The following is a 13,306-nucleotide window of genomic DNA, read 5'->3' on the forward strand; positions in this document are numbered from 1 at the left end:
CGCGCGGGAACCCTCTCCAAAAGAAGGAAGAAATTAAGGTTATCGCGGGTTTCCAGAGGGTTGCGCGATGTTCCGCCAGCGTCACCTCTGCCAAGCGCGATAAGTGCCTTCCCGATCTCGCGCAGGCATCGATTCAGCGCGCGGGTGCCGGAGGTCCAGGCGAGAGAAGATCGCCCGCTTCTCGTGAAGATCGACCGTGTCGTCCCTCAGCACGTCGTCCGCGTGTTTGAAATGCCTCGCCACGAAGGCGCCAGGTCCGGTCGCGATTGCGAGCCTCCGGGATCGAATTATGCGCATGTTTTCAGGGGACTAGCTCGGCCATAGCGGACCGAAAAATTTTCTGCGGCCTCTTGAAACCCGAAAGGGCAAAACCAAATCCACATGCGCGACGCCGAAAGGATCGCGAGCCCCGCTCCGGTCCTTCCGGTCCGGAGTGGAGGAACCTCTCAAAATCTGTTTGTCCCGAAGGAGAACGATATGACGTTCCGTCCATTGCACGACCGCCTGCTCGTCCGCCGGGTCGAATCCGAATCCAAGACCGCCGGCGGGATCATCATCCCGGATACGGCGAAGGAGAAGCCGCAGGAGGGCAAAGTCATCGCCGTCGGTCCGGGCGCCCGCGACGAGAGCGGCAAGCTCATTGCCCTCGACGTCAAGGTCGGCGACCGCATCCTGTTCGGCAAGTGGTCCGGCACCGAGATCAAGCTCAATGGCGAAGACCTGCTCATCATGAAGGAAGGCGACGTGATGGGTGTGATCGAGCGGACATCCGCGTTGGAAAAAGCGGCCTGAGCCGGCCAGCTCGATCCGGTCAATGAAAGCTGCCTGCTGAAGGAGTGTTCCAATGGCTGCCAAGGACGTGAAGTTCCATTCCGACGCCCGTGATCGCATGCTGCGCGGCGTCAACATCCTCGCCGACGCGGTGAAAGTCACCCTCGGTCCGAAGGGCCGCAACGTCGTCATCGACAAGTCGTTCGGCGCCCCGCGCATCACCAAGGACGGCGTCACCGTCGCCAAGGAGATCGAGCTCGAGGACAAGTTCGAGAACATGGGCGCGCAGATGGTGCGCGAGGTCGCCTCGAAGACCAGCGACGTCGCCGGCGACGGCACCACCACCGCCACGGTGCTTGCCCAGACGATCGTCAGGGAGGGAGCGAAAGCGGTTGCCGCCGGCATGAACCCGATGGATTTGAAGCGCGGCATCGACAAGGCCGTCGAGGCCATCGTCGCCGAGCTGAAGGCCAATGCCCGCAAGGTGACCAGGAATGACGAAATCGCCCAGGTCGGCACGATCTCGGCCAATGGCGACGCCGAGATCGGCCGCTTCCTGGCCGAAGCCATGCAGAAGGTTGGCAACGAAGGCGTCATCACCGTCGAGGAGGCCAAGACCGCCGAGACCGAGCTGGAAGTCGTGGAAGGCATGCAGTTCGATCGCGGCTATCTCAGCCCCTATTTCATCACCAACCAGGACAAGATGCGCGTCGAGCTCGAGGAGCCCTATGTGCTGATTCACGAGAAGAAGCTCGGCAATCTCCAGGCCATGCTCCCGGTGCTGGAGGCCGTGGTGCAGTCCAGCAAGCCGCTGCTGATCATCGCCGAAGACGTCGAGGGCGAGGCGCTGGCGACGCTGGTCGTCAACAGGCTGCGCGGCGGCCTGAAGGTCGCCGCCGTCAAGGCTCCGGGCTTCGGCGACCGCCGCAAGGCGATGTTGGAGGACATCGCCATCCTCACCGGCGGCCAGGTCGTTTCCGAGGATCTCGGCATCAAGCTCGAGAATGTCACGCTGGACATGCTCGGCCGCGCCAGGCGGGTGACCGTGGAGAAGGAGAACACCACCATCGTGGACGGCGCCGGCCGCAAGGAGGACATTCAGGGACGCGTCGCCCAGATCAAGCAGCAGATCGAGGAGACCACCTCGGACTACGATCGCGAGAAGCTGCAGGAGCGTCTGGCAAAGCTCGCCGGCGGCGTCGCCGTCATCCGCGTCGGCGGCTCGACCGAGATCGAGGTCCGGGAGCGCAAGGATCGCGTCGACGATGCGCTGCATGCCACCCGCGCCGCGGTCGAGGAAGGTATCCTGCCCGGCGGTGGCGTGGCGCTGCTGAGGGTCGCCAAAGCGCTCGACGCAGCGGTCGCCGATAACCCCGACCAGAGAACCGGCATCGAAATCGTGCGCCGTGCGCTGGAAACGCCGGTACGGCAGATCGCCGAGAATGCGGGCGCCGAAGGCTCGATCATCGTCGGCAAGCTGCGCGAGAACGCCGAATTCTCTTTCGGCTGGAATGCGCAGACCGGCGACTTCGGCGATCTCTATGGCCAGGGGGTGATAGACCCCGCCAAGGTCGTTCGCACGGCGCTGCAGGACGCCGCCTCGATCGCCGGCCTGCTGGTGACCACGGAGGCGATGGTGGCCGAGAAGCCGAAGAAGGAAGCTGCACCCGCCATGCCCGCCGGCGCCGGCATGGACTACTAAGACACTGACGAGGGGCACGGCGCTGCCAATCTCCTCCCACTGGGGAAGATAGCCGGACCACCCTCCGCAGCTGCTGCGGAGGGTGGTCCGGCTAGAGGGGGGCGAGGGACGCCAACCTTCTGAATTGACAAGAACTGGAAAAGCGAGAAAGCACTCCGCGACAGATCGGCTGGCGGGACAGCTTCTCTGTCCTGCCGGACATGTCCGCACTGGGGGAGATCGGCAGCTTCCACGCGCTGCGGCGCGACGGGCAAAGTGATTACGTGGGAAGATTCTGAATGACGACGGATACGAAAGCGACTGAAACCAGGACATTCGAGGCGGACGTCTCGAGGCTGCTGCACATGATGGTGCATTCGGTCTATTCCGACCGGGACGTCTTCCTGCGCGAGCTGATCTCCAACGGCGCCGATGCCTGCGAGAAGCTGCGCTTCGAGGCGATCACCCGCCCCGAATTGCTGGGCGAGGACGCAAAACCGCGCATCACCATTTCCGCCGACCCGGACAACAAGCAGCTCGCCGTCGAGGACAACGGCATCGGCATGGGCCGCGACGAGATGGCCGAGGCGCTTGGCACCATCGCGCGGTCCGGCACGCGCGCCTTCATCGAGCGCGTCGAGGCCGGCAAGGCGACGGAGGACTCGCAGCTCATCGGTCAGTTCGGCATCGGCTTCTACTCAGTCTTCATGGTGGCCGATCATGTCGACGTGATCAGCCGCCAGGCCGGCAGCGAGGAAGCCTGGCGCTGGTCGTCCGACGGCAAGGGCACCTACGAGATCGCATCCGTGCCGCTTGCCGCGGCCCCCAAGCGCGGCACGCGCGTCGTGCTGCACCTGATGGAGGATGCGACCTCCTACACTACGCCCTACCGGCTCGAAGGGCTGGCGAAGTCGCACTCCGGCCACGTGCCGGTGCCGATCACGCTCGTCGAGAAGCCGGGCGCCGAACCGCGCGATATCGCCGACGGCACAGCGCTTTGGGTGAGGCCGAAGAGCGAGATCAAGCCGGAGGAATACATCGACTTCTACCGCAGCATCGCCGGCCAGTATGACGAGCCGGCCTCGACGATCCACTTCCGCGCCGAGGGCCGGCAGGAATACAGCGTGCTCGCCTTCGTGCCCGGATCGCGTCCGTTCGACCTCTTCGACCAGGACCGCAAGGGCCGCATGAAGCTCTATGTGCGCCGCGTCTTCATCACCGACGATGCCGACGTGCTACCGCGCTACCTGCGCTTCATGCGCGGGCTGGTCGATTCCGCCGATCTGCCGCTCAACGTGTCGCGCGAGATGATCCAGCAAAGCCCGCTGCTTGCCGCGATCCGCAAGGGCGTGACCAATCGCGTGCTCGGCGATCTCGCCAAAACAGCCGAGCACGATAGCGAAGCCTACGCCAAGATTTGGGAGAATTTCGGCGTCGTGCTTAAGGAAGGGCTCTACGAGGACTACGAGCGGCGCGACCAGTTGCTGAAGCTCGCCCGCTTCCGCTCGACGGCTTCCGGCGAAGATTTGCGCAGCCTCTTCGACTACGTCGCGGCGATGAAGGAGGGCCAAAAGGCGATCTTCTTCATGGCCGGCGACGACCGCGCCCGGCTCGAAGCCTCGCCGCAGCTCGAAGGGTTCAAGGCGCGCGGCATCGAGGTGCTGCTCCTGACCGATCCGGTCGACAGTTTCTGGACGACGATGGCGCCGGAGTTCGACGGCAAGCCGTTCAAGTCGGTGACACAGGGCGCGGCCGACCTTTCGGAAATCCCGCTGCCTGACGCTGCGGCGAAGCCGGACGCCGAGACGACGGCGGAGATCGACAGCTTCCTGGCTTTCGTGAAGACGGCGCTGGGAGACGAGGTCTCGGATGTGAAGGCCTCCGACCGCCTGACCGAAAGCGCGGTCTGCCTGGTCGCGCCGGAGCACGGCCCCGGCCGCCAGTTCGAGCGCCTGCTCAACGCCGCCGGCCGCCTCGACAAGGCCGCGAAGCCAATCCTCGAGATCAACCCGCGGCACGAGCGCGTCGCGGCACTGGCGAAGCTCGGCGACGACGAGCGGAGCTTCAAAGAAGACGCCGCGCATCTCCTCTATGACGAGGCGCGCGTGCTCGATGGTGACAAGCCGGCCGACGCCAAGGCGTTCTCGGCGCGCCTCGCGAGGTTGATCGAGCGCGGGTTGGCGAGGAGGTGACCGCATCGGCGCTCACCCGCATAGAGGCTGCGCCTTCCCCTACTCTCTCAGCGCCGGCGCTTCCTGGCCGGTGCGGGCGACATTATTCGGTGTAGCCACCGCCATAGATGTTGGGGGGTGAGTTCCAGCACGTGGATTGGAGAGCGCAGCCAGGAAAGTGGCGGTCGTGCGGCATCGTGGCTTGATCCCGATTGGCATCACTACGGATGCGAAGCCGTGCACCGGCACAGAGCCGGGCATTGCGTTCCGCCGCTTTCGCCAGGATTGGACATTGGCGAACGGCAGCTTCCGCCCCTTCTCCGACATTCGCAGAAAGGGAATTATCTCGCCAAATGCGTACAACTCATCGAGCGAATCCGATGCTTGCGATCCCAATTCCCCCCACCAGGATCAGGCTTACGGCCCACACAATATCGAGATTGAACCAGCTTTGTGAGATGAATTTGGGTCCGAGCCATCGATAGACGGCAATGGCGATAACGCCGCCGCTTGCAATCATGGCGGCTGTATGGACCATGGAGACGGCAATGGCCGTGATGAGATTACCGGCCGCGAGCGTGGAGGCCGCTTGGTGTCCAACATCACGTTCCCCGGTTTGGCACAGGCCCAGATAAATCGGCACCAGCATCAGCCCAGCACCATGGACGGTGGCGGCCGCGAAGGACCACAAGGCGAGTTGCGCCGGCGGGATACGGACAAGAACACGCGGGTGGCGCCGGTTGATCAGGAGATAGATCCCGGCCGCGACCACAATCAACCCCGCCGCGATACGGATCTGTCGTTCCCAGGCAATCAGCGTCAGCATCGCGCCGAAAGGCAGCAGGATACCGATCATTGCCACAAAGTGTCCCGTTGCCAAAAGGCCGAGCGCCCGGAACAATTCGCCGGCACGTCTGTCCAACAGTCCGGCCGAGACGGCCAACGGCCAGCCCATGCCGGGATTGATGCCGTGATAAATGCCGCTGGCGATGACGGCCAGCCAGAGGCCGGCCGTCGTCCACTCGCTCATCGCTTCATAGACCCGAGCAGTCGGTTACACCGACGGATAGCAGAATGAATCCGTCGAGCAGTCGCCGCCTTCCAGACGAATCTGATGCGAGCGATACCCCTTGGGGAACTCGACATAAAAGTCCTTGTCCAGAGTGATGCCACCGTTCTCGCCGACATGGGCCTTGACCATGGCTGCCGGGATGCCCCCGGGATAGAACTGGTCGTCCCAGGTCGAATACAGGGAGTTGGTCCAGTAGACGCGTTTGCCGTCGCGGCTGATCTCGACCATCTGCGGTCCGCCCCTGTAATCGCCGCCGCCGGGATGCCTGGTCTTGCGCGTGATGCCGCCAATATGGACGGACCCCGCAAGCTTGGGCTTCATCGGATCGGTCACATCATATTGGCGCATCTCGCCGGTGCCCCAGCAGGAGACGTAGAGGAAGCGGTCATCGAGCGACAGGTCTATGTCGCTTACCAGCGGCGGAACCGCCTCGAAGCCCTGCAGAAGCGGGGGCAGGTCATCCTTCGCGGCTGCCTCGGGCGGGATAGTCGCCGTCTTTTCGCAATGGAACTTGCCGTCCTCGCGCCACCATGTCCAGATCGATCCCTCGAGGTTTGTCGTGTCGACGACCACACCAAGGAAACCGTATTCCTTTACCGGGTCATGCGCGGGGCGGACTTCCAGGGCCATCTGATGATTGGCTCCCAGATCAATGGTCTGCACGTTCCTGCGTTCGCGCAAATTCCAGAAATGTACCCGGTGTCCGTATTTGTTCGACAGGAGATCTTCCGGGACAATGCCATTCTCGAACTGGGGCGGAAGTGCCCACTCGCTCGACACCATATAGTCGCGTGGCAGGTTCCACCAGAAATCGTACTGCTTGTTCTGTGGCCCGCGATCGATCTCGTAGCGCCCAATGACGTCGAACGTCTGGCAATCCATGACAAAGATGCCGGGTGGTCCGTCGATGCCGTCAGGGCCACCGCCGCCAAGGGTCGAGACATAAATGCCTTCCGGACCGCAGTGAATCGTATGAGGCCTTGAATAGCCGGTCTTGGCGAAAACTTCTTCCGGCTCGATGATTTTGTGGATCTTGGCCTTGGTCGGTCCGCCCTTGGTGTCCACAACGTAGATGCGCGAAGATCTCATGCCGGGGATGATCAGAAAGCGGCGCTCGAGAAACGGGTGGCCGTTCAGCGGCGACAGGGCCGAAGAGCAGGCGTTCCAGCCGAAATGGTGAAACTCGTCGCCCTTGTTCGGCACTATCACGCTATGGACGATCTTGCCGCAGTCCTTCGACTCCGGGTTCACGTCCACTATTGCGAGTCCGTCTGGCTGGGAGAAGTCGCCACTCAAGATCAAAGTGTAGGCAAAGTTTTCGACTGGCGCCTGCATTGCGAGCTTGGCGGTCGCGTGGAAAGTCGGGTCCGGCCGTAAGGTCATTGTCGTCCTCCCTTGGCGGGTTAAGGAGCCCGACCGACAATCAGGGGCACGGCCTGAAATGCGCTTCGATGCCCGCCGAAAAGGTCGGGGCGCTTTGTTTTTCGCACGCTATTTTCGTGCGGCTTCTGGAAGAATCTCACGGATTTCGGAGAACGGCAATCTCGACCTGTGCGTGACGAGCGCCACCGGACTGCATGGGTGAGCCGCGGCAATGTCAAGGGTTAGCGGGGCAACGCACGGTCAAACTTCGCTATATCGGAATGTCTGGATCTGGCGCAAAGCGGCCAAGGGCCGATGCCCGCCTTGGGCCGACACCCGCTCTCCCTACCCCCTGAGCCCCGGCGCTTCCTGGCCGGTCCTTGCGACATACTCCGTGTAGCCGCCGCCATAGGTGTGGATGCCGTCCGGCGTCAGCTCCAGCACGCGGTTCGACAGCGCCGCCAGGAAATGGCGGTCGTGCGAGACGAAGAGCATCGTGCCTTCATATTGCGCCAGCGCCTCGATCAGCATCTGCTTGGTCGCCATGTCGAGGTGATTGGTCGGCTCGTCGAGAACCAGCAGGTTGGGCGGATCGAACAGCATCAACGCCATCACCAGCCGCGCCTTCTCGCCGCCGGATAACACGCGGCACTTCTTCTCGATCTCGTCGCCGGAAAAGCCGAAGCAGCCGGCAAGCGCGCGCAGTGGCGCCTGGCCGGCCTGCGGGAAATTATCCTCCAGCGTCTGGAAGACGGTGCGCTCGCCGTCGAGCAGCTCCATGGCGTGCTGCGCGAAATAGCCCATCTTGACGCTCGGCCCCCTGGCCACCGTGCCCTCGTCCGGCTCCGAGGCACCGGCGACCAGCTTCAGCAGCGTTGACTTGCCAGCGCCGTTGACGCCCATCACGCACCAGCGCTCGCGGCGGCGGATCTGGAAGTCGAGGCCGGCATAGATCGAACGGCTGCCGTAGGACTTGTGGATGTTCTTCAGCGTCGCCACGTCCTCGCCGCAGCGCGGCGCCGGCTGGAACTCGAAGGCCACCGTCTGACGCCGCTTCGGCGGCTCGACGCGGTCGATCTTGTCGAGCTTCTTCACCCGGCTTTGCACCTGCGCGGCATGCGAGGCGCGCGCCTTGAAGCGCTCGATGAAGGCGATCTCCTTGGCAAGCATCGCCTGCTGGCGCTCGAACTGCGCCTGAAGCTGCTTGTCGGCGAGCGCCCGCTGCTCCTGGTAGAATTCGTAATTGCCGGAATAGGAGGTGAGCGCGCCGGCATCGATCTCGATGACCTTGGAGACGATGCGGTTCATAAACTCGCGGTCGTGCGAGGTCATCAAGAGCGCGCCGTCATAGCCTCTGAGGAATTTCTCCAGCCAGATCAGGCTTTCGAGGTCGAGGTGGTTGCTCGGCTCGTCGAGCAGCATGACGTCGGGGCGCATGAGCAGGATGCGGGCAAGCGCGACGCGCATCTTCCAGCCGCCAGAGAGCTTTGCGACGTCGCCGTCCATCATCTCCTGGGAGAAGCCGAGACCGTCGAGCACCTCCCGGGCGCGGCCGTCCAGCGCATAGCCGTCGAGCTCCTCGAAGCGGTGCTGCAACTCGCCATAGCGCTCGATGATTTGATCCATCTCGTCGGCACGCTCGGGATCGCCCATGGCGTGCTCGAGCTCGCGCATCTCGGCGGCCACCGCGCTGACCGGCCCGGCGCCCTCCATCACCTCGGCGACGGCGCTTAATCCCCCCATATCGCCGACATCCTGGCTGAAATAGCCGATGGTGACGCCGCGATCGATCGACACCTGGCCTTCGTCGGGCTGCTCCTGACCTATGATCATGCGGAACAGCGTCGTCTTGCCGGCGCCGTTCGGGCCGACAAGCCCGACCTTCTCGCCCTTCAGCAAGGCAGCCGAGGCTTCGATGAAGACAATCTGTCGGCCGTTCTGCTTGCCGATATTTTCGAGGCGGATCATGGGGCGGTCCGGGTAAATGCGCTGAGATGGCGGGATTTGCCCGGGGCAATACGCGAAGGACGCTTGCTATGGAAGAGGCAGAAGCGCCGCAGACGAGACGATGAAAATTGGCGAAGGCGGCGGCGACAGCCAATCTCCCCCCAAAGTGGGGAAGATGGCCGGCAGGCCAGAGGGGGGCGCTGTCCCGCAGCCTTTCAGCCATTGGTGCTCCAGCTTAGCCAGCCCGCACTCGAGGGCGCTGCTCGATGCGATGTCGAACGCCGCGATCCTTCGCGCCCCCTCTGCCCTGCCGGGCATCTCCCCCACTTGGGGGGAGATTGGCAACTCCGGCGCCGCGCCTTACTTCGCGTCGTGGAAGATGATGCCTACCGTATGCCGGTGCCCCGAACGCAGGCGGCTGACGCCGTGGCGCAGGTTCACCCGATAATAACCTCGCGTGCCCTCCACCGGCCGGTTGTGCACGGCGAAGATCACCGCGTCGCCGCGTTTCAGCGGCACCACCTCGGCGCGGCTCTGCATGCGCGGGCGCTGCTCAGTCAGCACGAACTCGCCACCGGTGAAATCCTCGCCGGGTTCCGACAGCAGGATCGCCACCTGCAGCGGGAAGGCGAGCGCGCCGTAAAGATCCTGGTGCAGGCAGTTGAAGTCGCCAGGGCCGTATTGCAAGAGCAGCGGCGTCGGCTTGGTCTGGCCCTCGTCGTGGCAACGCTTCAGGAAGGCGGCGTGATCGGCCGGGTAGCGAAGGGCTGCACCCATCTTCTCGTTCCAGTCGTTGGCGACGGTGGCGAGCCGCGGATAGAGCGCGGTGCGCAGGCCCTCGATCAGATCCGGCAGCGGATACTTGAAATAACGATACTCGCCCCGACCGAAGCCATGCCTGGCCATCACGACATGGCTGCGGAAATGCTCCTCATGCGGATAGAGCGCGGCGATTTCGGCGCATTCCTCTGACGAGAGCAGGCCAGGCATGACCGCGCAGCCATTAGCGTTGAGCTCGGAGATGAGCGCACGCCAGTCCTGTGCCGCGACACGGGATTCGGCGGAGCGGCTCGCACGCTTGGTACTCAGGGAGTGGACGGTCATCGCGGCCTCCTTTGATGCGATCAAAGTGGGGCGCTAGCGAGGTCGTGGCCACCCGATTCTTGCTGAGCCGGGCGGCCTCCCCTTCTCCCCTTGCGGGAGAAGGTGGCCTCGCGAAGCGAGGTCGGATGAGGGGTGCTGGAAGGAATGAGGCGGCGGCGATTTCACGCTTATCGCCAAGCTGGAACACCCCTCATCCGTCTCGGCGCTATCGCGCCGAGCCACCTTCTCCCACAAGGGGAGAAGGAGAGGGTCTGCGATACCCCCCCCCAGCTCCGGATCGAGGTCCACCTTCACCGCGTTGGTGAAAACGCAGGTCGCCACCATGATACCGGCGAAGGCGACGAGGTTGACCAGGAGCGTCTCGTCGTAGCGCGCCTTGAGAGCCGCCCAGATGCCGTCCGGAACAGCGTTGGCATCGGCTGCGACCGCCTTGCCGAAGGCAATCAGCAGCGCCTCGTCGGCGGTCGGCTCGATCGCTTCGGGATCGAGGCCGCTGTCGATCAGCGCGCGGCGGAAGAAGGTGACGGGAATCTCGGCGCGCATTGTCTCGGCGATCGCCTTCGAAAGCAGCCATATCGCGCGGTCGTCGAGCTTAGGCTTGAGCAGATCGCGCAGTGTGAACCATTCAGCGTAGATGCGGTGGGCGGCCGGCGAATGCAGCAGGACGCGCTTCATGTTGGTCATGCGGCCGCGCAGCGCGAGCTCCCGGTCGTGCTCGGCGCGGATTTCGGCGGAAGCGGTCGCGTAATCGATCGGGGAAAGATGCGCCATCGCCGCTCACCCAAGTGTCGCGTGCAGCGCGGGCGCGCCACGCAGCGTGTTGGAGACGGTGCAGATCGTCTCGGCATCCTCAAGGATGCGCTGCTTGGTCGCCGCGTCGAGGTCGCCAGCGATCTCCAGCCTGACGGTGAATGTCTCGACCCGCGAGGGCTCGTCCTTCGCCTTCTCGCCGCTGACAACCGCCCTTACCTCGCCAAGCTGGGCGCCAACCCCGAGACGGTTGGCAGCGATGCGGGCGCTCAGCACCATGCAGGCAGCCAAGGAAGCGTAAAGCAGGTCGAGCGGGTTGAAGCCCGGCGCGCTGACTGCAGTCACCACATCGACCGTCCCGCCGGTCGGCGTCGTCACCGCCGGCAGGCCGCCCGGCGGCAGAACGGCGGAAGCGCCGGTCGCACGGGTTCTGATCTTTAGCTCGCTCATCGAATGTCCTTCGTCGGCGATTGATGGCCATCAATAGCGGACGGTAATTGAAAAGGGCAATCGCCGAGGTAGGCCTTGGGCGATTGGCGTTTCCTCTCCGCCACGAACGTGGGGGAGAGGAAAGGCCTACTTCGTCAGATCGAGCGCGGCCGTGAGATCCTCCATCGGCGGTTGACCGTTCGCGGCCAGCGCCTTGTCGCGGGCGACGAGGCCGGGGAGCACCGGCAGGTCGTAGCGGGCGGTGATGAAGCGCAGGATCGAGGTGGTGTCGTACTGCGTGTGGTCGACCGTGCCCATCTTAGCAAAGGGCGAGATGATGACAGCCGGGACGCGGTTGCCCGGGCCCCAGCGGTCGGCCTTGGGCGGCGCGACGTGATCCCAGAAACCGCCATTCTCGTCATAGGTGACGACGACCAGCATATGCTGCCACTGCGGGCTCTTCTCCAGATGCGCGACGACGTCGGCCAGATGCTTGTCGCCGCTGGCGACGTCCGTATAGCCGCCGTGCTCGTTGAGGTTGCCCTGCGGCTTGTAGAAGGTGACGGCCGGCAGCTTGCCGTCGTCGATCGCCTTGATGAATTCCGTGCCGCCCAGGCCGCCGTCGCGCAGATGCTCGGCCCGCGCGGCCGTGCCCGGCGCATAGGCCGCGAAATAGTTGAACGGCTGGTGGTGGAACTGGAAGTTCGGCACCGGCGTCGCGTTCTTGCCATCGAGCGCCGCCTGCCAGGCGCCGGCATACCAGGCCCAGGAAACACCCTTCAGCGAAAGCAGATCGCCGATGGTGATGTCATGCTGCGGCGGCAGCGTGGTCGGCGCCGCCGGATCGGCAAACGCCTTGTCGCCGCCCTCGGCCGGCTTGTTGGCGCTCGGCTGGTAAGGCGGCTGCATGGTGTTGACGACGTGGAAGTCCGGCGTGATCGCGCCGTCACTGACGAATTTCGGCGCGCCGGCGAGCGCTGAGGCCGGCGAATTGTCGGCCACCTTCAGCGTCACGCCGTCGGGCTCGACAACGGCGATCTGGCCCTTCACCGGGCTGGTGTCGGCGTGCGGATAAAACGGCACGCAGGCGCAGGCCAGCATGAAGTGGTTGAGGAAGGAGCCGCCGAAGGCGCCCTGGAAGAAATTGTCGGCGAGCACGTATTTCTTGGCGATATCCCACATCGGCAGGCTGGAGCCGTCATAGTGACCCATCACCAGCGAGCCGGAATCGGCCCAGGCGACGAACTTGTCGTTCCGGCCGCCATCGATCTGCATCTGCTCCTGGTAGAAACGGTGCCAGAGGTCGCGGGTGATCACCGAGGCCTTCTCGTTGAACCCCTTGGGATCGTCGATCGCGAAGCTGGCATTGGCGAGATGCGCCGTCTGCGCCTCGGTGACGGCCGGCGTCACGCCCTTGCCGGTCAGCCCGCCCCAGGACGGCGGCAGTTCGGCAAGGGGCTTGCCGTCGCGGTCGAGCTGGCGGGCCTGGTCGCCCGAGACATTGGCCAGGCCATTGGCACCTGGGAAGCCGCCATAGAGGTTATCGAAGCTGCGGTTCTCGGCATAGATGACGACAACGGTGTCGATCTTGTCATAGCCGGGAGGAGCCGCCTCAGCGACGGACGCGAGCGAGGCCAGCGCCGTGGAGGCGAGGCTAAGGGAGAGAAGAGACCGGATCATCAGGGAAATGCCTCGTGGCTGGGGAATGGCTGGAGGAACAAGGCGACGCTAGGGCTGGTGCTTGTCAGCTTTGTGACAGGTTCATTGGATGACGCCAAGCTGGAGCACCCCTCATCCGTCTCGGTGCTATCGCGCCGATCCACCTTCTCCCACAAGGGGGGAAGTGTTGCTCGGGCGCTTCTGCCAACCGCCGACGCCGGCGGTTGGCGGCGAGGCGGCCGCAGCCACCCCCTTCTCCCCTTGTGGGCTAGCGTGCGCACACATTTGCGTCTGTGGGATGTCAAGCGGAAGGTGGGGCTGCGAAAGGGGCTTGAAGGGCTGGAATCACGTGTGATTCTG

At 64.2% G+C, this 13,306-nt stretch carries 9 protein-coding genes and 1 pseudogene; 3 read left to right on the plus strand and 7 right to left on the minus strand.

What is annotated here, in order from left to right; genetic code table 11:
• Positions 1–477: 477 nt before the first annotated feature.
• The 3 genes from RFN28_RS20105 to htpG all read left to right on the plus strand — a co-directional run bounded on the left by RFN28_RS20105 (position 478) and on the right by htpG (position 4,644).
• Positions 478–792: a co-chaperone GroES gene (locus RFN28_RS20105; protein WP_320289071.1), complete on the plus strand. Its 315-nt coding sequence runs from the start codon at positions 478–480 to the stop codon at positions 790–792.
• 52 nt (positions 793–844) lie between these two features.
• Positions 845–2,473 (plus strand): chaperonin GroEL, encoded by a 1,629-nt coding sequence (gene groL / locus RFN28_RS20110; protein ID WP_320289059.1) that lies wholly within the window; start codon positions 845–847, stop codon positions 2,471–2,473.
• A gap of 278 nt (positions 2,474–2,751) precedes the next feature.
• The gene (gene htpG / locus RFN28_RS20115; protein ID WP_320289060.1) at positions 2,752–4,644 is read left to right on the plus strand and encodes a molecular chaperone HtpG; all 1,893 of its coding nucleotides are present in this window, start codon (positions 2,752–2,754) and stop codon (positions 4,642–4,644) included.
• 343 nt (positions 4,645–4,987) lie between these two features.
• Here the strand turns inward: htpG and RFN28_RS20120 are convergent, their stop codons facing one another.
• The 7 genes and pseudogenes from RFN28_RS20120 to RFN28_RS20150 form a co-directional block, all read right to left on the minus strand.
• Positions 4,988–5,653 (minus strand): hypothetical protein, encoded by a 666-nt coding sequence (locus RFN28_RS20120; RefSeq protein WP_320289061.1) that lies wholly within the window; start codon positions 5,651–5,653, stop codon positions 4,988–4,990.
• Positions 5,654–5,677: 24 nt separating this feature from the next.
• Positions 5,678–7,078, minus strand: a complete 1,401-nt coding sequence (locus tag RFN28_RS20125) for a selenium-binding protein SBP56-related protein (RefSeq protein ID WP_320289062.1) — start codon at positions 7,076–7,078, stop codon at positions 5,678–5,680.
• Between the two features lie 324 nt (positions 7,079–7,402).
• Positions 7,403–9,025 carry an ABC-F family ATP-binding cassette domain-containing protein gene (locus RFN28_RS20130; protein WP_320289063.1) on the minus strand — a complete coding sequence of 541 codons (1,623 nt, stop codon included), beginning with the start codon at positions 9,023–9,025 and terminating at the stop codon, positions 7,403–7,405.
• Positions 9,026–9,364: 339 nt separating this feature from the next.
• Positions 9,365–10,108, minus strand: a complete 744-nt coding sequence (locus tag RFN28_RS20135) for a 2OG-Fe(II) oxygenase (RefSeq protein ID WP_320289064.1) — start codon at positions 10,106–10,108, stop codon at positions 9,365–9,367.
• Positions 10,109–10,375: 267 nt separating this feature from the next.
• Positions 10,376–10,879, minus strand: a pseudogene (locus RFN28_RS20140) (carboxymuconolactone decarboxylase family protein); the annotation flags it as partial.
• A gap of 6 nt (positions 10,880–10,885) precedes the next feature.
• Positions 10,886–11,308, minus strand: a complete 423-nt coding sequence (locus RFN28_RS20145) for an OsmC family protein (RefSeq protein ID WP_320289065.1) — start codon at positions 11,306–11,308, stop codon at positions 10,886–10,888.
• Between the two features lie 126 nt (positions 11,309–11,434).
• Positions 11,435–12,967, minus strand: a complete 1,533-nt coding sequence (locus RFN28_RS20150) for an acid phosphatase (RefSeq protein ID WP_320289066.1) — start codon at positions 12,965–12,967, stop codon at positions 11,435–11,437.
• Positions 12,968–13,306 lie beyond the last annotated feature (339 nt).

Source organism: Mesorhizobium album (genome assembly GCF_033977205.1).
GTDB classification, from domain to species: domain Bacteria; phylum Pseudomonadota; class Alphaproteobacteria; order Rhizobiales; family Rhizobiaceae; genus Mesorhizobium; species Mesorhizobium album.